The sequence below is a fragment of the Pedobacter sp. genome (genome assembly GCF_040513095.1).
Classification (GTDB): Bacteria; Bacteroidota; Bacteroidia; order Sphingobacteriales; family Sphingobacteriaceae; genus Pedobacter.
In genome coordinates, this window is the sequence record NZ_JBEVDX010000082.1 from 1 (window position 1) to 21,611 (window position 21,611).

Below are 21,611 nucleotides of genomic sequence, written 5' to 3' on the forward strand. Positions count from 1 at the left end.
TCAATTACGCAGATACCCTGCCATTAGCCCAGGGAATCAAGTTTGATCTGTAACGGTCTTAAACACCATGTTTATCACCCTGCTTGCCCACCTTGCTTATCCATCATGTTGACCGCTTTGCTTATCCACCACGTTTGTCCACCCTGCTTTGGATTAACCACTGGATCATCGTTAAAAAACGATACCCCTTGCACTATTTATGCCTCCTCATACCCTTTAGTAGCAGGCAGCATCAATAGTGCAAGGGGTATCGTTTAGCGAAGCCAGAATATCTCTAAGAAAAGACCAGGCAGATATGATGTCCTTGTTTAAGTAAGCTATTTTTTCACAGCTTTAATCATTGCTGTTTCAGTCTCTCCCTGCTCATGATTAGTTACAACCGCAGCAAATCTTTCCGTGTTCATTGTCGCAGTACTATGTGCTCTGATAATATGCTTTTCAGAAGTACCAAGTAATTCCAGATCAGCCTTATCATTAATCACAGTATAAATGCTACGCGTATCAGCCTTGATACGTGCCGTTGCATTATCTTTCAGCATTACCTGAAGATATTTCACATTAAATTTGCCGATGGTTTTAACACAAGCCTGGTTAGCAGCATCTATGCGGTAGATATCTTTCACATACAAAGTAATACTAATCGGTCTGTCCACCAACGTTCCTACGGTCAATGTGTTTCCTACCTGTTTGATGGATACCAGGTCACGGTCCTCCTCATCAAGAGAAATCCATTCCGACTTGCTCTGTACCACAAACACTTTTAAATTACCTTTCACTATAACTTTTTTAATGTCCGGATTAGCAGACCTGATCTCAATCATCGTTCCTCTTGCCGCAGCAGTAGAGGCGAATACTGTTGCTGATAAAACGATAGCAGTTAATGCTGATGCGAATAATGTTTTTAACGTTTTCATATTTGTAAGTTTTTAGGGTTCTTTTATAAACCGTTGTTTCTAAATAGTTCACAAATAAGACGCAGACTCCTAAGTAACGTTGCAAAAAAAACCCGTTTTTATACCACAGGGCGTAATAATCCGACAAACTCCCCTTCAATTTCGACCAACACTTTACAAAAAATCACGTTTAATTTCCATTCTAGTTGACAGCAATACAAATTTGATGTATGTTTAGAGATTTAATAAAATTAGACGCCCTTCCTTTTTAATTAATTAGCTCATGTTACGCGTAGATAGCTCAAAACCCTGCAAAATCGTTTATTCATTGTGTAAGCATGAATATCTGGGCTATTTGATTGAACCACATATCGTTCAACTCAATCCCCAGGGCGATTTTTCCCTGACCTATCAGCGGCTGTTCAGTCATACAGCAAAAGAATTTACTAAACACCTCACAGAATCAGACCTCAGAATCATCAAAATACTGGATGAAACAGAGCAGGACCACGTGATCAAGAAGTTTCACAAAAAAGCCATCAGGCCTTTTGAGTTTTTCAGCAGGTTTTATGACGACCGCTTTTATGAGTCGGTACGCCCAAAAATTGAAAAGAAACTGGCAGAGGTACTGGAGATGTTAAAAGATAAGGACGATCTCTACCTGATGGATAAAGACGGCTGGCCGGCAGAACGTAAGATAGAGCTGGCAACAGAACCTGCCACTATACTCTTCCATTTCAGAAGAAATGAAGAAGAAACCCGTTACTTTCCTACCATAAAATACCAGGGCCTGCGTATTGAATTTATGTTTAAGGACGCGCAGATCGTCAGCAATCAGCCCTCATGGATGCTGCTGAACGATGTCCTCTACTTTTTTGAACAGGACATAGAAGGGAAAAAGCTGGTCCCATTTTTAAACAAACGTTATATCTCAATTCCAACAGCAAAGGAAGAAACCTATTTTGAGAAGTTTGTGGCCCCGCTGATTGAGAAATACCATGTCTATGCAGAAGGTTTCGAGATCAGGACCGAAAAACATGACCCCACTGCAATGATCAGGGTAATTTATGTAGAAGGGGGAATCTCGCAGATACAACTGTGCTTTTGTTACGGCAACCATGCATTTGCACTTGGCAATGAAAAAAAAATTACGGTACACGTAGATAAACAGGAGAACAATTATGTATTCACCCGGATTAAAAGAGATACAGTCTGGGAAAAAGGTAAATACAATGAGCTTATCAGGATGGGTCTTAAAAAAGTGAGCCCCCTTTTTTATAACCTGGAACTCAACACTGTAATTGAAGGAGAAAATCAGTCGTACGGGCTCCTGAACTGGGTAAATGAACACATAGAAATCCTGCAGGAAAAAGGATATACTATAGAGCAGTCTACCAGCAGTAAAAAATTCCTTTTTGCTTCCAGTAAGATCGACTTCGAGATCAAAGAAGATAACGACTGGTTTGATATCAATGCCATCGTTTATTTTGGCGTTCATCCTGTTCCCTTTATCGCATTAAAACAGCATATACTCCATAAAAAGAGAGAGTTTACCTTACCAGATGGCACTATAGCCATCATTCCCGAAAAATGGTTTTCACAATATGGCAGCCTTTTCAGTCTTTCGGACGGCGGCAAATCACTGAAGCTTAAAAAACACCATATAGGCCTGATCAATGACCTGGCGGGTGACGGCATTGCCAATATAACCCTGCAGCGGAAACTGCAAAAACTCAACGACTTTGAAAACATAGCCGATACACAGATGCCCGTGCATTTCAAAGGCGAGCTGCGCAGTTACCAGAAAGCAGGATACAACTGGTTCAGCTTCCTGCGTGAATACAACTTTGGAGGATGCCTGGCGGACGATATGGGCTTGGGTAAAACAATCCAGACACTGGCCATGCTGCAAAAGCTCAAAGAAGAGGATGAAAGCAACAATACGCACAGCACTTCGCTGATCATCATGCCCACTTCACTGATCTATAACTGGCTGAACGAAGCTAAAAAGTTTACACCGAAGCTAAAGATCCTCGCACATACAGGCAGCAACAGGAATAAAGATGTCAGCCATTTTATCAAATATGATATTGTGATCACCACTTACGGGATCACCCGGGTTGATGTAAACGAGATCCAGGATTTCTATTTCAATTATATCATTCTTGATGAAAGTCAGAATATTAAAAATCCTTCATCCAAGTCGTTCAAATCAGTTCGTCTACTCAAATCACGCCATAAACTGGTGCTCAGCGGTACACCTGTAGAAAATTCTGTGGGAGATCTGTGGACACAGCTTACCTTCCTGAATCCGGGTTTACTTGGTACACAGGCCTTTTTCAATGATGAGTATGTGCAGGCAATTGAAAAGAGAAAAGATGAAGACAAAGCCAGAAAACTACAGGCAATCATCAAACCTTTTGTTTTGAGGCGCACAAAAGAACAGGTAGCAGAAGAACTACCCGCAAAAACGGAACAGATATTTTATTGTGATATGAGCGAAGACCAGGCGGCATATTACGAGAAAACGAAATCCGCTTACCGCAACGACTTGCTCAGCAGTATGGATGACGGCACATATGCTAAAAAACAGGTTCAGCTATTGCAGGGCCTGACGGCTTTACGTCAGCTGGCCAACCATCCCAAGATGATCGATGAAGATTACAGCTCCGATTCGGGCAAGTTTGAAAATGTGATTCATACCCTGGATAACGTGCTCAAGGGCGGGCACAAAGTGCTGATATTCTCACAGTTTGTAAAACACCTGCAAATCTTCAGGCAGCACCTCGAAACTGAGGAAATCCCTTTTGCCTATTTAGACGGGGCAACAAAAAACCGGGGTGAAATTGTAGCCGAATTCCAGGAAAATAAAGACCTCAAGGTATTCCTGATCTCCATCAAAGCCGGTGGCGTAGGTTTAAATCTTACCCAGGCAGACTATGTCTTTATCCTTGACCCATGGTGGAACCCTGCTGTAGAACAACAGGCAATCGACAGGTCGCACCGTATCGGACAGGAAAAGAAAGTGTTTATCTATAAATTCATTGCTAAAGATACAGTGGAAGAAAAGATTCTTGCTTTGCAGAACCGTAAGAAACGTTTAGCAAGTTCGCTGATCACCACTGAAGAAAGTTTCTTTAAATCCCTGAGTAAAGAAGATATCAGGGAAATCCTGAATTAGGCTTCGCGTTCAGATTACAGCAATCAGCAGTGGCATCCTGTAGTTCAACTCTCAAGGATCGTCAGGTACTCTTCCTGCGAAATCATCTCGGCTCCAAGGCTCAGCAGATGGTCATTGGGCAACTGGCAGTCGATCAGATGATACGCCGGATTGCGGCACAGCCAGATCAGCGCAGTTTTAGACGCATTGCTCATCCTGCTGAACATACTTTCCCCACAGAATACGCCATTGATTTCCAGGCCATACAATCCCCCTGCAAGCACGCCATTATGCCATACCTCCACACTGTGGGCCCATCCATTTTCATGAAGATCAATATAGGCATCCTGCATTTCAGTAGTGATCCAGGTACCATCCTGTCCTTTCCTTGGTGATTGCGCACAATTGACAATTACCTCCTCAAAAGCAGTATCCATGGTTACAGTAAAAAGCTCATCTGCAAGAACTTTCCGCATACTTTTACTTATCTTTACTTTATCAGGAAAGATCACGCAACGCTCATGAGGCGCATACCAGCAAACTGGATCACCCTCGCTAAACCAGGGGAAAATACCATTCTGATAGGCCAGGACCAACCTTTCCCTGCCCAGGTCGCCACCGATTGCCAGTAAACCATCCGGCTCTGCCAGAGAGGGATCAGGAAATATCAATTCTTTAGTGAGCCTAAAAATCATAAACAAAAGTAAAGGAATTAAACTTATACTCATCAGCAGAGTCATAGTAACAGTGTAAAAGACAATTATTATGGACAGGAAAGACAATTTTCTCAATATAAAACATCTTTACAACAGGGCGGGCTTCGGGATCTCCTACCCTGATCTGCATCAGCTGAGTAAAAAAAGGCGCAGTAAAGTAGTGGATACACTGTTTGAGCCAAGGCAGCCTGCGGCAGATCTCAGTGTCCTGAGTAAGGAAGACTTTCTTGCCCAGCAAGCCCTACTTGCCACTCTCGGCGCAAAAAAAGAACAAACTCCCGAAGAAAAACAACAGCGTGAAGACATAACGAAGGCGCGCAATGAAAAGAGCCGTGAACTGAACATCAACTGGATTCAGCAGATGATGGCTACTCAGCGTCCCTTTCTGGAGAAAATGACGCTCTTTTGGCATGGACATTTTGCCTGCCGCGCCAATCAACCATTCTACGCACAGCAACTTAACAACATCCAGCGGACAAATGCACTCGGAAGTTTCAAAACCCTGCTGATGGAAGTTTCCAAATCTCCTGCCATGCTGGACTACCTCAATAACCAGCAGAACCGGAAAGGTAAACCGAATGAAAACTTCTCCAGAGAACTGATGGAGCTCTTCACCCTTGGCCGTGGCCAGTATACCGAAACGGACATCAAAGAAGCTGCGCGCGCTTTTACAGGCTGGACATACAATAAGAACGGTGAATATGAATTCAACCCGCGCGTGCACGACGAAAAGCAAAAGACGTTTTTTGGCCAGACCGGCATGTATGATGGGGAGGCCATTATTGACCTCATCCTGGCCAAACCAGAAACAGCAACCTTTATTTGCCGCAAACTGTATATATTTTTTGTGAATGATACCCCTGATGAAAACCATGTGAAAGAACTGGCCGGTTATTTTTACGCGCAGCAGTATGATATTGCTGCTGTGATGAAGAAAATGTTTAATGCCGACTGGTTTTACGCCAAAGAAAATACAGGCAATAAGATTAAATCACCCGTAGAATTCCTCGTGAACATGAGCAGGGAGTTTTATGTAAGTTATAACAAACCGCAGGTGCTTATACAGCTGCAAACCAGTCTGGGGCAATACCTTTTTAACCCGCCAAATGTTGCCGGCTGGGCCGGGGGAAAGAACTGGATTGACAGCTCTTCGCTGATGCTGCGCATGAAGATCCCTTCACTGGTTTTAAACGACGGCATACTGGATTTTAACGGCAAGGCCGATCCTGAAGATGAAGCAGTAATTGCACTCAACAGGCGGGCGAAACCAAAACCTGCAAAATCTTACGTGAATGCGAAAGCCGACTGGGATAAGTTCCTGGCAGATTTGCCAAAGGACATGAAACAGGCAGAACTGGCCACGTTCCTCCTGCAGCCTGCTATCGGTCAGAAGATTAGCAACCTGGTTGATCAGAATGTAAATCTGAAGAACACCGCTATCGCCGTAACAAGCATGCCGGAATATCAATTGTGTTAATATGAAGAGAAGAGATTTTTTAAGAAATGCAGCATTCGCAGCAGCAGGTACAGTTTTCGTTCCTGCCTTCATGAAGCCCTTTGAAGCACTGGCGCTTGATGAACTCAGCTTGTATAAAAACCTGGTAGTGGTACAGCTTTCAGGGGGTAACGACGGACTGAATACAGTGGTACCTTTTGGAAATGACATCTATTATCAGATGAGAAAAAGCATAGCAATCAAAACGGATGACGTGATAAAACTGGATGATATGCAGGGACTGAACCCAAATCTGAATTGCCTGAAGGAATTGTACGATCAGGGCTGGATGTCGATCATCAACGATGTGGGTTATCCCAACCCGGATCGCTCCCACTTCCGTTCAATGGATATCTGGCAGACCGCAAGTGATGCCAATCAGTATCTATCTACAGGATGGATAGGCAGGTATCTAGACTCCAACTGCACAACCTGCAATTCGCCATATACCGCAATCGAAGTTGATGACAGCCTTTCACTCGCAATGAAGGGCATCAGCAAGAAAGGGATAGCGCTGAAAGACCCGGCAGCCTTATTCAGGAATACAAATGAGCCGTTTTTCAGGGAAATGCTCCGGGGCGACAAAGAACATCTCGATGAAGATAACCTGGGATATCTCTATAAAACAATGATCGAGACTTCCTCATCAGCAAATTATATCCAGAATACTTCAAAAATCTATCAGCCAAACTACACTTATCCTACAACAGCATTTTCAAACCAGCTGAAAACGGTTTCCAGGTTTATATGCTCCGGTCTCAAAACACGGGTATATTATGTTTCTTTGAGCGGATTCGATACACATGTCAACCAGAATAATCAGCAGGGCCGCTTACTACAGCAGTATGCCGAAGGTATCAACGCATTTGTAAAAGACCTGCATCAGAACAACAAACTGGACGATACACTGGTCATCACTTTTTCTGAGTTCGGCCGCCGGGTAGCACAAAATGCCAGTAACGGTACAGATCACGGTACAGCAAATAACATGTTTTTATTTGGCGGAAAACTAAAGAAACAGGGTATTTATAATGCCGCTCCCAACCTGGCAAACCTGGAAAATGGCGACCTGAAATACCAGATCGATTTTCGTGAAGTATATGGTACAATACTGGATAAATGGATGGACGTAAATAACGGACAGGTGCTCAATAAGCGCTTTAATACATTGGATTTTATATAATCCTCCGCTTACAGGCTGATCAGCCCGATGCTTACAGAATGATCAATTGCTTCCTGGCTATCTGTAAACATGCAGGTATGGATTTGCTCCTCTGCTACCTTTGCCAGTAAATCCTGCGTATAGGAGGCTTTTTCAGGTCGGATATTCCGGATGTATATCGCCTCAATATTCTTCGGATACTTAATCGCGATAGAGGAATAGATATCCGGATCCTGCTGTGAATTATCGCCAAAAAACACAAACTTCTGGTTCGGAAAAGCATCCAGGATCCGCATCACCCTGATCAGCTTACCTTCATGACCTGTCTTTCCTGTTTTGATCAGGTTTTTCCAGCGTTTAATCTGGTTGAGCAGAAATACGCCTTCAGGAAGTTTGTTAAAACGAAAAGTTTCTACCAGATAGTCGTACAGGTTCCACTCACTGCTTGACACATAGAAAAATGGATTGGGATGTGATGCATCGGTATGCGACAAGGCCAGCAGCTGGTAATGCCGGGCTACGTCTTTAAATGTTTTCCGTGTATGCGGATTTTTAATGAACAGTTCCCTTAAGCGCCTGCCTATCGTAGCAGAATGCGAAACCATTACCGTATCATCAATATCAGAGATAAAAGCATATTGAGTAATATGTGGTACGTATATGTCACCCGTACTTTCTGCAACTACCAGTCCCTGGTCATCCATCAGCTCTGCCTTCACTACATGCCAGCCAGCGCTGATGTTTTCACCTGCATTCCATTCAAATTTAAAAAACCCGTCGTATTCGGTATTTTGCCGGATCACCTTGTCTTTAAATGTAAGCTGCACCTGTGCCCAGGGATATGGTTTTAAAAGGAACAGCCTGAAGAGATACCGGATATTTACGAACAGGTTATTGCTATAATTCTGTGTGCTCTTTGCCCTGTACTTAAAAGCATGACCATATAACACCAGATTGTGTGTATGACCATAGCCATGATAGAGTTTGATGCTGAAAGAATTATTATTCATTATAATTCAAACAGAGCATTGAAGAAGTTGTTTGGTTATTAAACAATAGTAATGGCAGTTGAAGAAAAAAGAATGAGATTACTCTTTATAGTTAATCCGGGTTCAGGAAGTGATGACATGGATTTCAAATCAGTGATTGACAGTTTTTTTAGTGATGCTGTACATACAGCCGAAATCTACGAATTACAAAAGGACTGCAACCTTGATCAGATCAAGGCAGCTATCCAGCAAGCTAAGCCAGACCGCGTTATTGCTGTGGGCGGTGATGGAACATTGAAACTGGTAGCGGAGTGCTTGCAGGGAACAAAAACCCCCATCGGCATCATACCCGCAGGATCTGCAAATGGCATGGCAAAGGAACTGGGTATCCCTGCTGATATCAATGAAGCACTTGATCTGACAGTAACAGGTGAACCCAAAGAAATCCATGCTGTATCTGTAAACGGCGAACTGTGTATCCACTTATCAGACATCGGCTTCAATGCCTACATAGTTAAAAAGTTTGACGACCTCGCAGAGAGAGGCATGCTGGGCTACGCAAAAGCTACATGGAAGGCTTTATGGAGCCACCATAAAATGGAAGTAGAGATCAATCTGGGTGAAGAAACCATTACTTCTGAAGCTGCGATGGTCGTTATCGCAAATGCAACGATGTACGGAACAGGTGTAAAGATCAATCCTGAAGGTAAGCTGGATGATGATGTGTTTGAAGTAATCCTGGTGAAAAAATATTCCTTCTCCGAAATACTGAAAATCCGTTTTACCAACCTTCCCTTTAACCCGGAGAAGATTGAACTTTTTCACACCAAAAAACTGAGCATAAAAGCCCGCCACAAAGCCCATTTCCAGGTAGACGGAGAGTATATGGGAAAAGTGAACCAGATCAATGCAGAGTTACTACCCGCTGCAATATCTGTTATTGTAAAACCGGCCTGACCTTTTACCTGCAATACTTTGCTAAAAGATCATCTGCAAGGTTGGAGCCCATGTACTTCACGAAAAGAAAATCTTCACAGGCGCCCTGGCGGTCCTTCTGTTTCAGCTTTTTCTGTCCTTCCTGTATCTTTTTATTCAGATAATCATCATCATATCCCAGTTCTGCTTTTAGAGCAGTTACTCTCTTCTCTTCGGCTTCATTGGATTTGCCCTGAGTTTTATTACGATAGTAATTTGTGATCGCATCTGTAAGCCCCTGGTTTGCTTTATAAACCGCAATAGCCTTATTCATATCCTGCCGGGAAACCCGGTTGCAATCCTCACTTGCAAGCCTGAAATTAACAGGAGCCACGAGTACATAAGTGGAATCATAATCTGCAGGGACCTTCCACTTCCCGCTGCTCATCCTGATCAGGCGCAATGCTTCCTGATCCAGATCAATTCCCGGTCCGCTGCTTATTTGTGAGGAATAAACTTCGCCCTGTCTGTTGATTTTAAAGCTGATACGTATAGTTCCCTGAATACAGTTCTGATAAGAGTATGCCGGATAAATGATATTTTCATTGACAAAAGCATCCAAACCTCCCTTAAACACTGGCTGCGCCTTTAAACCAACGCCTAAGAAAAGAAGAAGTATAGTGAGGATCTTGTTCATATGCTAATTTACTAAAAAAAATGTTCTTCAGCGCCAAATGTATACTGAAGGATCAAACCCGGATCGGGACAGTTTGCCAGGTACGCTGCCCTTTTTGAAAACTGGCATACTCCGGGATAATCTCCATTTTTCCCTTCCATATCCAGGATGAGCTGCATATGCAGGTGCGGAGGCCAGTGCCCGTTCTCTTTCTGAACACCCAAAAAAGCAAAATGCTGTCCGCCGGATATTGGCTTGCCCTCATACAGACCATCGAGAGAGGCCACACTGAGATGTCCGTATAAAACATGAAGTACAATTCCGTCCAGATCGTATTTAAGGATAATGGTACCGCCATAGTCTCCAAACTGATTGTTGTTCTGGAAACTATGCACTACCGCATCATAAAAACTATAAACTGCCGTACCTGCCTTTCCCCATATATCAACACCAAGATGTAATCTCCGGGGCTCTTCATCCATATCAAAATGGGCGCTTCGTGTATAGATCGTTCTGTGCTCATCGTATCCGCCAATGCCATACCGGCAACCGGACTCAGCCAGTTTCTCAGAAACCCAGGCAGAAAAAGCTGATGTATCCCCAAGGATATCATCACTGAGCTCCTGGTTTTGTGCAGTAAAATCAAAAGGATACAGTCGGTCTCCAGCAGTATCAAAATCTACTACAGGGCTGATGTGCTCTGCATGCTGCAGTAACCATGCCTTAAGATCTTCCATGCTGAATTATATAAGGATTAACCTTCAGTCTCTTCCTCGTCGCCCTGCTCCTTACGCTCCCTTGAAATCTTATCAAAGATCTTATCCATATGCTCTACATAAGTGTTGGTATCGTCAAGGAAAAACGTAAGCGAAGGTACAACCCTTGCCTGGTGACGGATGCGGGTACCCAGCTTATACCTGATCTCACTTGCATGAGAATTTACAGTAGCGATGGATAAGCCTGTGTTATTAGTGCTTAAAAAGCTGAGATATACTTTTGCTACAGCCAAATCCGGAGATACACGAACTTTTGTAATTGTAACCAGTGTATTGGGTAGGTACTCTGCTCCTTCTCTCTGAAATATTGTCGCTAATTCCTCTTGCAGTACACCGGCAAATTTCTGTTGACGTTTGCTTTCCATGATTTTTTGATGTTTGTATTAGTATAATAATTTGTCGTAAGGATAGCGCTCTACATGTAAAGCAACTATCTTATCGTATAAAAGCTGTTTGAATTCATCCAGGTTTTCTTTATGCAGGGCTGAGATAAATAACGATGGCGTATTGTGCTGTGCCATCCAGCTTTTTTTGAATTCCTCAAGCGTAAAAGGAGCCTTTTCTTCTTCTTCGTTGAATTCATCGGCTTCAGGGCTCACATAGGCATCAATTTTATTGAATACCACAATTGTGTCTTTGTCCCTTGCACCAAGATCCTTCAGCGTTTCATTCACTACATTGATCTGGTCCTCAAAACTGCTATGCGATACATCCACTACATGGATCAGGATATCCGCTTCCCTTACTTCATCCAGTGTAGACTTAAAGCACTCCACCAAATGATGGGGCAGCTTACGGATAAATCCTACAGTATCTGACAGTAAAAAGGGCAGATTTTCAATCACCACTTTTCTGACTGTAGTATCCAGCGTAGCAAAAAGTTTGTTCTCTGCAAAAACTTCCGATTTGGAGATCATGTTCATGATCGTAGATTTACCAACATTGGTATACCCCACCAGTGCCACCCTGATCAGGGCTGCACGGTTCTTGCGCTGTGTTTCGTTCTGTTTATCTATCAGTTTCAAACGGCCTTTCAGCAGGGAGATCTTCTCAAGGATCATCCTCCTGTCACTCTCAATCTGGGTTTCACCCGGACCACGCATACCAATACCACCCTTCTGGCGTTCCAGGTGAGTCCACAAGCGGGTAAGTCTTGGTAATAGATACTGTAATTGGGCAAGCTCCACCTGGGTTTTAGCCTGTGCAGTCTGAGCCCTGCCGGCAAAGATATCCAGGATGAGGTTACTCCTGTCCAGAATCTTTACTTCCAGTTCACGTTCTATATTCCGCAGTTGTGAAGGCGACAATTCATCGTCAAACACAACCATGTCTATTTCCTCAGATTTTACGTAGGCTTTTATTTCTTCGAGTTTCCCTGTACCCACAAAAGTAGCACGCTCGGGCTTTTGCATTTTTTGTGTAAATACCTGATCCACCACACCACCAGCCGTATCTACCAGAAAGGCCAGCTCATCTAAATATTCTTTAGTTTCTTCCGGTTTTTCGCCCGGCCTAACCACGCCTACAAGGACAGCCCGTTCCTGTTTTACCGCGGTATCATAAGTTTTTTCTTTTCCCATGTAACGTACAAAGATACAAAAGTTATACCGAGATCATCTCCCCGGCAAAAGTGCGCATCGCTGCTCCCGGATCGGAAGTCTTCATAAAGTTTTCACCAATCAGAAAGCCATTGAATCCTGCAATTTTCAGCTGGTTAATAATCTTCGGATCACTGATTGCACTTTCCGAAACCTTAAGGAAATCCGCCGGTATTTTCTTAACAAGGTCAAACGAGGTCTGGATATCCACAGAAAAGTCGGCCAGGTTACGGTTATTGACTCCTATCGCATCCAGATTAGGATTGATACTGCGCTGCAATTCTTCCAGATTATGAACTTCAAGCAGTACATTTAAGCCCAGACTTTTTGCAAGTTTCGCAAAAGTATCAATCTGTGAAGGTGTCAGGATGGCAGCAATCAGTAAAATAATGTCAGCACCCAGTGCCTTTGCTTCTACAATCTGGTATTCATCGATCATAAAATCTTTCCGCAACAACGGGACAGTGTTTGCCTCACGTGCTTCCAGCAGGTCATTGGGATGCCCTCCAAAGAAATCCATATCTGTAAGGACAGATATTGCGGAAGCGCCGGCTGCTGCATATCCATTGGTTACTTCTACTACTTTGGAATGGTCGTTGATAATTCCCTTTGAGGGCGACCGGCGTTTAAATTCTGCAATAATACCATTACGGTCATCCGCCAGCATAAAGTCCCTGAGCGAATACGGAGTCCTGCTAAAGTAGGCACCATTCTCCAGTTCTTTGATTGAAACCAGCTTTTTGGCCTGCTCTACCTCCTCGGTTTTACGCAGTACGATTTTATCTAAAATGTTCATTTCTAATTTATAAAGGTTCAACTCTCCAACCAGTTTTTCATCATTTGTTTGCCATGTTCAGTCAACACACTTTCAGGGTGGAACTGCACACCGCGCACATCATAAGTTTTATGCTTCAGCGCCATAATCTCCGTGGCTGCATCTGTAGCAGTAATCTGCAGGCAGGAAGGCAGGTCATTCTGGTTGACCACCCAGGAGTGATAACGACCAACGTTAATAACTCCAGGACAATCTTTAAATAAAATTTCTTCCGCATCCAATATGTTTACCGGTGTAGCGATCCCATGCATTGGCCTGCCTAAATTCAAAAGTGTACCACCAAAGGCTTCGGCAATCGCCTGCTGACCCAGGCAGATGCCGAGGATGCTCTTCTCTGTTGCATAAGTACGGATCACTTCCAGTAACAGGCCGGCCTCTTCAGGAATACCTGGTCCCGGCGACAGTAAAATTTTGTCAAATTGCGCAACATCTTCAATGGCGAATTTGTCATTTCTCCAAACCTCCACTTCTCCGCCAAGCTCGTTGATCAGATGTACCAGATTGTACGTGAATGAATCGTAGTTGTCAATAACCAATATTTTTTTCATATCCCTGGTCTTAAATTAAATTAATTTCTTTAGCCATTTCCACTGCTTTACGCAAGGCAGCGATCTTGTTATTTACCTCGTTCATTTCATTAACCGCAATAGAGTCGGCCACAATACCAGCACCTGCACGGTAATGAAGCTGATTGTTTTTACTCATGAAAGTCCTGATCATGATCGCATGGTTAAATTCATCCCCAAATCCCATATACCCGATTGCGCCCGCATAAAAGTTTCTGCCCAGGCCTTCATATTCGTCAATCAGCTGCATTGCCTTATACTTTGGTGCACCGCTTAAAGTACCTGCGGGATAGGTATCCGCAACGATTTTAAATGCAGAAATACCCTTTTGCAACCTGCCGCTCACCTTTGATACCAGGTGAATCAAGTGTGAATAATACTGTACCTCTTTAAACGATTTTACTTCCACGTTAGTACAGTGACGGCTAAGGTCGTTTCGTGCAAGATCTACCAGCATCACGTGTTCTGCACTCTCCTTTGGATCCTCCTCCAGCTGCTTTGCAATCAGAGCATCCTCCTCATCATTTCCGGTACGTTTGAAAGTACCCGCAATAGGGAAGATATTTGCTACTCCGTTTTTGATAGTGATCTGTGCCTCGGGCGAAGAACCAAACAGTTTAAAACTGCCGTAGTCGAAGTAGAACAGATATGGTGAGGGATTGATCGAACGCAGGCAGCGGTATACATTAAATTCATCCCCCAGGAAACCCTGCTTATAGGCACGTGACGGAACGATCTGGAAAACATCGCCACGAAGGATATGTTTCTTCATCTTTTCCACGATCTCCATAAAACCCTCATTGGTAAGGTTAGAATGTTCTTCACCCACTGTATTGAAACTATACTCCGGGAAATTTTTATTCTGGATCAGGTATTCAATTTTTTCCAGTCCCCCGTTTTCCTCACCATTGAAATAGTTTCTGAAAAGCGTAACTTCATTTTTAAAGTGATCTACAGCAATAATATACCGGTAAACATGGTACTGCATCAGGGGGATTTCCTCATTTTCAGGGGCTTTGGCATGAAGGCTGATATCCTCAAAATGCTGTACCGTATTCCAGGTAAAATAACCAAACAGGCCCGTGGACAGATACCGTTTTTCTTCAACCGGCTCAATGTCAAACCTGGCCTTAAACGCATCAATCTCTTCGGTAAGGACAAACGTATCCTTCACTTCTTTCTCCCCTCCGGGAAAATAAGTAGACAGCTTGCCCCCCTGCAGTGAAATACCGGCTACAGGATCTGCACAGACATAACTCACAGAGTTTTCACGGCTGTGGTAATCCGAGCTTTCCAGTAAAAGCGTATTCGGAAAAACGTCTCTCAAACGCAGATAAATACTTACCGGGGTAATGGTATCTGCAAGTCTCTTCTTAAAAATGGTGTTAATCTTAACTCTTTCCATATGCTGTAAAACGAAAAAAACCCGACGTGGTACGTCGGGTTAGTATGTGTGGTTTGGTTTAGGTTGACAAACTATAAGGTACACAAGGCTACGACGATACTCTTTTCAGAATAACCACGCCATTTCCAGGTATGTATATTGTTAATCATGCGTAGCAAAAATAGAAATAAAACTAATAAACCAAAATTAAATCATGAATTTATTTACATCGCAAATAAATGGCGGCTCGGGTCAGCATGGATCATTCCAAAGATAGCTCCGGTGATCAGCAAAAGGCCCAGTCCGAAAAACACAAAGATAGTGCGATGTTTCATTAAAGCGCTGTCCACTTTTTTGGATTTCGCATTCCCGACAGTGATCAGGATGATAGCAACAACCATCATAGCGATGTGCTCCATTTTCCAGTAACGCTGTACCGCAACAGACATATCACCTTTGTACCAGTCGTGCATAAAATATAACAGCAACCCTAAAACCAGTTGAATATGTGCACTGATCAGCGCAAATACGTTCAATTTACGGTTTCCTTCAGTATAAGGCTTACGGCCAAGATATCCCATTAACGCATTGATAAAAGCCACCAGTAGTAAAATGATGACCAGATAACGCCATCCGGAGTGTGCACTCTTCAAGATTTCATAAATACCCATTGTAGTTTTTTTCTTCAAAAATAACAAAATACTTCCTGTTCTACGGGGGCATTTTTTTTTAATGATATTTATAATCATTATAAATGGCTGCCTCCGCTACATGTCCCAATGTAATCAGGTAATAAGATTGATAGACAATCCCGGGAAGGATTATTTTTTCTAAATTTAAATCATTAACTAAATATTTACAATTCATGATGAAAACGCTACTTACGCTCGCGTTAGTTTTTTCAGCTACAGTTTTATTTGGTCAGCAAACTTACCCCGTAAACGGATCATACGATACCAGGCCGGGCCTGTTTGCTTTTACCAATGCTACTATTGTAGTGAATGCTAACCAAACGATCAGCAATGGAACTTTGCTGGTGAAAGGTCAAACCATCCAGTCGGCAGGCACAGGAACCACTGTTCCGGCCGGATATGTGGTAATTGACCTCAAAGGGAAATTTATTTACCCCTCTCTGATTGATCCCTTTAGCTCTTACGGACTTCCGGAAGCTGTCCGCACGGCAGGCGGAGGTTTTGGCGGCAGACAGTCCATTTTTGTATCCACAAAAAAAGGATCCTATAACTGGAACGAAGCTATCCGTCCTGAAACAGAGGTACGCACAATGTTTGCCATCGATACAAAAAAAGCAGAAGAATTGCGCAAAGCAGGATTCGGAAGTGTAAATTCACTCAACCACGACGGTATTGCACGCGGAACCTCTGCCGCAGTCAGCCTCAGTGACGAAAGAGAAAACAAAGTTATACTCAAAGACCAGACGGCTGCCAACTACTCCTTTAATAAAGGAAGTTCGCAGAATGACTACCCAACTTCACTGATGGGTTCCATTGCTTTGCTCAGACAGACGTATTACGATGCCCAATGGTACATCAAGCAAAAAGAAGAGTATAATATCTCGCTGGACCAGTTCAATAAACAACAAAACCTGCCCCAGATCTTCGAAGCCGATGGCTGGCAGAACGTACTCCGCGCTGATAAAATAGCAAAAGAGTTCGGCAAACAATATATTATAAAATCCACAGGTGATGAATATCAGCGGATTGATCTTGTGAAAGCAACAGGCGCAAGCCTGATCATCCCGGTAAATTTTGTGAAAGCCTATGATGCGGAAGATCCTGCTGAGGCAAGGAACATCACCCTGGCACAAATGAAAAACTGGGAAATGGCTCCCGGAAACCCTGCAGCATTGGAGAAAGCAGGTATCAGATTTTCCCTTACTGCCTACGGACTGGAGAACATGAAAGATTTCTGGACAAATATCCGCTCTGCGATTGAAAGCGGGCTGACTGAGAAACAGGCATTGCTGTCCCTGACAGAAATCCCGGCAGCAATGATCGGCATCTCTGACCAGACCGGTACACTGGAAAAAGGTAAACTGGCCAATTTTCTGATTACTTCTGATAATCTTTTTAAAACCAGTAATGTGATTTTCGAAAACTGGGTTCAAGGCAAACGTTTTGTGGTCAGCAAGATGAATGTGAACGACCTGACAGGTAATTATGCTTTAACTGTAGACAGCATTGGCTTGCTAAACCTTAAGATCAACGGAACAACAGCAGTAATCCAGCGTCCAGGTACTGATACTACAAAGATTACGGCCAGCTTAACACGCAATGGCGACTGGGTAGGAATAAGCTTCAACCTTAAGAAAACGCCATCCGCTGAGGTAAGATTAAGCGGATACCTCATTGCAGCAAATCCGCTTATGCTGCGTGGCGAAGCTGTTCTTTCATCAGGAACGGAAGGCAAATGGTCAGCACAATTTACTTCAGCAAATACCGAAGCACCTAAAAAAGATAAACCAAAAAATAGCAGCCCGGCAGGCAAGCTTATCTATCCTTTTGTAGCCTTTGGTAGCGAAACAGCGCCTAAACAGGAAACTGTATTGCTGAAAAATGCGACCGTATGGACCAATGAAAAAGAAGGTGTACTGCTCAACGCAGATGTACTCCTTGAAAACGGCAAGATTAAAGCTGTTGGCAAAGGGCTTTCTGCCGGAAATGCAAAAGTCGTAGATGCCACAGGCAAACATATTACTGCCGGTATTATTGATGAACACTCCCATATAGCTATTATCGGCGGTGTAAATGAAGGTGCACAATCATCCTCTGCCGAAGTCCGCGTTGCTGATGTGGTCAACTCCGAAGATGTAAACATCTACAGACAACTGGCAGGTGGTGTAACTACCTCACACCTGCTGCATGGCTCCGCAAATCCAATCGGCGGGCAGTCACAGCTCATTAAATTACGCTGGGGCAAATCACCCGAAGAATTAAAATTCGGCGGAAACGATGGCTTTATTAAATTCGCTCTGGGCGAAAACGTGAAACAAAGTAACTTCGGCTCCGGACTCCGTTTCCCGGTAACAAGAATGGGCGTTGAGCAAACTTACATTGATGAATTTACCCGCGCCAAGGAATATAAGGCTGGATTAGCGACAAAGGGCAATACAGTACGCCGCGACCTTGAACTGGATGCCATAGTAGAAATACTTGATAACAAACGTTTCATCACCTGCCACTCTTATGTACAGTCAGAAATCAATATGCTGATCCATGCGGCTGACAGCATGGGCTTTAAGATCAATACTTTTACCCATATCCTGGAAGGTTATAAAGTAGCTGACAAAATGAAATCGCACGGCATTGCAGGTTCTACCTTTTCAGATTGGTGGGCATATAAAATGGAGGTTGCCGAAGCCATCCCATACAATGGAAAGATCATGCACAACGTAGGGGTCACTACCGCTTTCAACTCTGATGATGCAGAAATGGCACGTCACTTAAATCAGGAAGCGGGAAAATCCGTTTTATATGGTAACGTACCGGAAGAAGATGCTTTAAAATTTGTGACCTTGAACCCTGCAAAGATGCTGCATATAGATCAGCGTGTAGGCAGCCTTAAAGCGGGTAAAGATGCAGATGTAGTGATCTGGTCAGCCAATCCTTTATCGATCTATGCAAGGGCTGAAAAGACTTATGTAGATGGTATCCCATACTGGGACATGGAGAAAGATGCACAGCTGCGCGCGCAGCAGAAATCTGAAAAAGCCCGGATCGTACAAAAGATGATCGAAAGCAAAAGTAAGGGCGCAAAAACACAACGTCCTTCAGCAGATGCACCACGCATCTACAACTGCGAATCGCTGGAAGATTATTCAGCAGAACTAAATGAAACGGAAGGAGTAAACGCACATGAATAAGTATTTATCTACACTGATAATTAGCGCAGCAGGCGCAATCAGTTGTTTTGGACAAGCCAATATCGTCCCTGCAGCAAAACAGGCAAAAACAATAGCAATTACTGGTGCTACGATCCATGTAGGCAATGGAAATGTAATTTCCAATGGTACAATCGTTTTTAGCGCAGGAAAGATTCTGTCTGTCGCTGCAAATGGTCAGGCACCACAGGATGATGTGCTGGTGATCAAAGCGGATGGCAAACATGTCTATCCCGGTTTGATTGCCCCGATCACTAATTTGGGACTGATAGAGTTCTCCTCCGTAAAAGCCTCTCTGGATTTTACGGAAATCGGAAATTTCAATCCGCATATCCGTTCTCTGGTAGCTTACAATACAGATTCAAAGGTACCGGCTACTTTAAGGAGCAATGGTATTCTAATGGCTGAAATCACGCCTGAAGGAGGAACGATCTCCGGCAGTTCTTCTGTTGTGCAGCTGGATGCCTGGAACTGGGAAGATGCAGCTATCAAAACAGATGATGCTATGCATATGACCTGGCCAGCAATTCCTGCATCAAGGGGAGAGTTTGGCGGCCGCCGTCAGTTGTTATCGCCCGAAGCGATGGCCGAGCGCAGACAAAATGCAATAAATGAACTGGAACAGTTCTTTTCAGAAGCTAAAGGATATGCCTCTATCGGCAAACCGTCAGTGACCAATACACGTTTTGCAGCGATGAAACATCTGTTTGATGGAAAACAACAACTGTTCATTACCGTAGATTCCCAGAAGGATATCGTTGCAGCTGTGAACTTCGCTAAGCGGTTCAATATTAAACCTGTGATTGTTGGAGGTGACGAAGCTTACCTGGTTACTGATTTCATTAAGGAGAACGGGATCTCTGTAGTGGTGAAACAACCACATGCGCTTCCAAACTCTACAGATGACGATGTGAATATGCCCTACAAAAATGCCGCTGTACTTGCTAATGCAGGAATTAACGTAGTCATTAGTATTGAAGGTTACTGGCAACAGAGAAACCTTCCCTTTATGGCTGGTACTGCTGTAGCATGGGGAATGGACAAAGAGAAAGCCCTTTCAGCTATCACCCTCAATACAGCAAAGGTGTTAGGTATTGATAAAACAACAGGTAGTCTGGAAACAGGAAAAGATGCAACACTGTTTATCTCCTCAGGCGACGCACTCGATATGAGAACAAATCATGTTGAGAAAGCATTTATTCAGGGCAGGGACATCAGTCTTGATAACCTTCATAAACAGCTGGATAAAAAGTTCAGTGAGAAATACGGATTGAAGGCTGCAAACTAATCCGTTTTCTTTAACAATAAAAAAGGCAACCCGCCTCCAGGTTGCCTAATTAACTAACTTATTAAATAAAAAAACTGGCTGTTGGGGAAGGAGTCGAACCTTCAAGGGGAAGTTAGCCTCAGTTCAAAAAATTAATTTGTGGTCAACCCATAAACTGTGTTTATCCCATGATCCCCACCACCGAGACAAGAAGGTGTGTCTGCCAATTTCACCACCCAACATTAAATAAAGAACGTCCGTTCTTTAGCTGTAGGAGAAGGAGTCGAACCTTCAAGGAGTGGTTAGCCTTTACAGGTTTCCCATTTTCTCCACCACCGAGACAAGGAGGTGCGTCTGCCAGTTTCGCCACCCTACAGAGTGTAAACAATTGTAAAAAAGAACTCGTTTTTCTTACTTGCTTGATACAAATGTAACAAGACTTACCATACATTACAAATATATTAATGATATAATTTTATTATTATGATTATTGTAATTATATTAGAGCATCATTAGAATTAATTGAAATCATGCTGAAAAAAGAAAGCCAAAATTTAGAAATTGATAACCTCGATATTGATATTTTAAAGCAATTAATGCAGGATGCAACGAAACCTTATACGGAAATTGCTAAAGATCTGATCGTTTCAGGGGGTACAATACATGTCCGGATGAAGAAACTGCAGGAAATGGGCATTATCAAGGGTTCGCATCTGATTATTGATCCGCAAAAAGCAGGATATGATATTTGTGCATTTTTGGGCATATACCTTGAAAAAGGAATTCAGTACAAGGATGCTGTAGCTCAGCTGAGCAGAATTAAAGAGGTTGTTGAGCTTCATTATACTACAGGTGCTTACAGCATGTTCGCAAAGATTATCTGCAGGGATACGAATCATTTAAGGCATGTATTGAATGAGGAGATTCAGGCAGTAGCAGGTATCCAGAGAACTGAGACACTGATCTCCCTGGAGGAAAGCATCAGAAGACAGATTGAACTGGGTTAGCCTATACAAGAAAAGCCTCTCAGTTTCCTGAAAGGCTTTCTTTAAGATTTGGCACCGACCTACTCTCCCACGTGGTACCGCAGTACCATCGGCTCTGGTGGGCTTAACTTCTCTGTTCGGAATGGGAAGAGGTGGACACCACCGATATAGGCACCTAAATGTCTGTATCGAATCAACTTCCTTGCTTTGTTTACTCCGGCTAGGCCTTTGCTTACGCTGCTGATCAGTTGACTGATTGTATTTTGATATTTTAAATGTTTAAGCTGTTCAGGTT

General features: G+C 43.3%; 18 protein-coding genes, 2 tRNA genes and 1 rRNA gene. 7 read left to right on the forward strand and 14 right to left on the reverse strand.

Annotation, left to right across the window (positions count from 1 at the left end; translation table 11 throughout):
* Nucleotides 1-317: 317 nt before the first annotated feature.
* Nucleotides 318-914 carry a GIN domain-containing protein gene (locus tag ABWY16_RS10225; protein WP_353904548.1) on the reverse strand — a complete coding sequence of 199 codons (597 nt, stop codon included), beginning with the start codon at nucleotides 912-914 and terminating at the stop codon, nucleotides 318-320.
* A gap of 262 nt (nucleotides 915-1,176) precedes the next feature.
* On the opposite strand from ABWY16_RS10225, the gene ABWY16_RS10230 reads away from it, so the two are divergent.
* Entirely contained in the window at nucleotides 1,177-4,074 is a 2,898-nt protein-coding gene (locus tag ABWY16_RS10230; protein ID WP_353904549.1) for a DEAD/DEAH box helicase, read from the forward strand.
* Nucleotides 4,075-4,118: 44 nt separating this feature from the next.
* Here ABWY16_RS10230 and aat read toward each other — a convergent pair whose 3' ends face one another.
* A complete protein-coding gene (aat, locus tag ABWY16_RS10235; RefSeq protein WP_353904550.1) occupies nucleotides 4,119-4,748 on the reverse strand; it encodes a leucyl/phenylalanyl-tRNA--protein transferase in 630 nt (209 codons plus the stop codon).
* Nucleotides 4,749-4,818: 70 nt separating this feature from the next.
* Between aat and ABWY16_RS10240 the strand changes: the two genes are divergently transcribed.
* Together ABWY16_RS10240 and ABWY16_RS10245 are read left to right on the forward strand one after the other, a co-directional pair.
* Nucleotides 4,819-6,246 carry a DUF1800 domain-containing protein gene (locus ABWY16_RS10240; RefSeq protein ID WP_353904551.1) on the forward strand — a complete coding sequence of 476 codons (1,428 nt, stop codon included), beginning with the start codon at nucleotides 4,819-4,821 and terminating at the stop codon, nucleotides 6,244-6,246.
* A 1-nt stretch (nucleotide 6,247) separates the two neighbouring features.
* The gene (locus ABWY16_RS10245) at nucleotides 6,248-7,447 is read left to right on the forward strand and encodes a DUF1501 domain-containing protein (protein WP_353904552.1); all 1,200 of its coding nucleotides are present in this window, start codon (nucleotides 6,248-6,250) and stop codon (nucleotides 7,445-7,447) included.
* A gap of 8 nt (nucleotides 7,448-7,455) precedes the next feature.
* On the opposite strand, the gene ABWY16_RS10250 is transcribed toward ABWY16_RS10245, so the two are convergent.
* Nucleotides 7,456-8,436, reverse strand: a complete 981-nt coding sequence (locus ABWY16_RS10250) for an App1 family protein phosphatidate phosphatase (RefSeq protein WP_353904553.1) — start codon at nucleotides 8,434-8,436, stop codon at nucleotides 7,456-7,458.
* Nucleotides 8,437-8,487: 51 nt separating this feature from the next.
* Between ABWY16_RS10250 and ABWY16_RS10255 the strand changes: the two genes are divergently transcribed.
* Nucleotides 8,488-9,372, forward strand: coding sequence for a diacylglycerol/lipid kinase family protein (locus tag ABWY16_RS10255; RefSeq protein ID WP_353904554.1), 885 nt, complete (start codon nucleotides 8,488-8,490; stop codon nucleotides 9,370-9,372).
* 4 nt (nucleotides 9,373-9,376) lie between these two features.
* On the opposite strand, the gene ABWY16_RS10260 is transcribed toward ABWY16_RS10255, so the two are convergent.
* From ABWY16_RS10260 to ABWY16_RS10295, 8 genes are all read right to left on the reverse strand, one after another.
* Complete coding sequence (locus ABWY16_RS10260) at nucleotides 9,377-10,027, reverse strand: TonB family protein (RefSeq protein WP_353904555.1); 651 nt, start codon at nucleotides 10,025-10,027, stop codon at nucleotides 9,377-9,379.
* Between the two features lie 11 nt (nucleotides 10,028-10,038).
* On the reverse strand, nucleotides 10,039-10,743 hold the full coding sequence (locus ABWY16_RS10265) for a peptidoglycan DD-metalloendopeptidase family protein (RefSeq protein ID WP_353904556.1): 705 nt from the start codon (nucleotides 10,741-10,743) through the stop codon (nucleotides 10,039-10,041).
* 17 nt (nucleotides 10,744-10,760) lie between these two features.
* On the reverse strand, nucleotides 10,761-11,147 hold the full coding sequence (gene rbfA / locus ABWY16_RS10270) for a 30S ribosome-binding factor RbfA (protein ID WP_353904557.1): 387 nt from the start codon (nucleotides 11,145-11,147) through the stop codon (nucleotides 10,761-10,763).
* Between the two features lie 18 nt (nucleotides 11,148-11,165).
* The gene (gene hflX / locus ABWY16_RS10275; protein ID WP_353904558.1) at nucleotides 11,166-12,362 is read right to left on the reverse strand and encodes a GTPase HflX; all 1,197 of its coding nucleotides are present in this window, start codon (nucleotides 12,360-12,362) and stop codon (nucleotides 11,166-11,168) included.
* 22 nt (nucleotides 12,363-12,384) lie between these two features.
* Nucleotides 12,385-13,176 (reverse strand): indole-3-glycerol phosphate synthase TrpC, encoded by a 792-nt coding sequence (gene trpC, locus ABWY16_RS10280; protein ID WP_353904559.1) that lies wholly within the window; start codon nucleotides 13,174-13,176, stop codon nucleotides 12,385-12,387.
* Nucleotides 13,177-13,193: 17 nt separating this feature from the next.
* Nucleotides 13,194-13,763 carry an anthranilate synthase component II gene (locus ABWY16_RS10285; protein WP_353904560.1) on the reverse strand — a complete coding sequence of 190 codons (570 nt, stop codon included), beginning with the start codon at nucleotides 13,761-13,763 and terminating at the stop codon, nucleotides 13,194-13,196.
* A 10-nt stretch (nucleotides 13,764-13,773) separates the two neighbouring features.
* Nucleotides 13,774-15,186, reverse strand: a complete 1,413-nt coding sequence (locus ABWY16_RS10290; RefSeq protein WP_353904561.1) for an anthranilate synthase component I family protein — start codon at nucleotides 15,184-15,186, stop codon at nucleotides 13,774-13,776.
* Between the two features lie 203 nt (nucleotides 15,187-15,389).
* Nucleotides 15,390-15,836 carry a cytochrome B gene (locus ABWY16_RS10295; protein ID WP_353904562.1) on the reverse strand — a complete coding sequence of 149 codons (447 nt, stop codon included), beginning with the start codon at nucleotides 15,834-15,836 and terminating at the stop codon, nucleotides 15,390-15,392.
* Between the two features lie 194 nt (nucleotides 15,837-16,030).
* On the opposite strand from ABWY16_RS10295, the gene ABWY16_RS10300 reads away from it, so the two are divergent.
* Both ABWY16_RS10300 and ABWY16_RS10305 read left to right on the forward strand, forming a co-directional pair.
* On the forward strand, nucleotides 16,031-19,045 hold the full coding sequence (locus ABWY16_RS10300; protein ID WP_353904563.1) for an amidohydrolase family protein: 3,015 nt from the start codon (nucleotides 16,031-16,033) through the stop codon (nucleotides 19,043-19,045).
* Nucleotides 19,038-20,351 (forward strand): amidohydrolase family protein, encoded by a 1,314-nt coding sequence (locus ABWY16_RS10305; RefSeq protein WP_353904564.1) that lies wholly within the window; start codon nucleotides 19,038-19,040, stop codon nucleotides 20,349-20,351. Before ABWY16_RS10300 ends, ABWY16_RS10305 begins: the two co-directional genes overlap by 8 nt.
* 75 nt (nucleotides 20,352-20,426) lie before the next feature.
* Here the strand turns inward: ABWY16_RS10305 and ABWY16_RS10310 are convergent.
* Nucleotides 20,427-20,572 (reverse strand) — tRNA-Asp (locus tag ABWY16_RS10310).
* 26 nt (nucleotides 20,573-20,598) lie between these two features.
* Nucleotides 20,599-20,706: transfer RNA gene (locus ABWY16_RS10315), tRNA-Asp, on the reverse strand.
* Nucleotides 20,707-20,860: 154 nt separating this feature from the next.
* Between ABWY16_RS10315 and ABWY16_RS10320 the strand changes: the two genes are divergently transcribed.
* Complete coding sequence (locus ABWY16_RS10320; protein WP_353904565.1) at nucleotides 20,861-21,337, forward strand: Lrp/AsnC ligand binding domain-containing protein; 477 nt, start codon at nucleotides 20,861-20,863, stop codon at nucleotides 21,335-21,337.
* A 46-nt stretch (nucleotides 21,338-21,383) separates the two neighbouring features.
* On the opposite strand, the gene rrf is transcribed toward ABWY16_RS10320, so the two are convergent.
* Nucleotides 21,384-21,495 (reverse strand): 5S ribosomal RNA (gene rrf, locus ABWY16_RS10325).
* Nucleotides 21,496-21,611 lie beyond the last annotated feature (116 nt).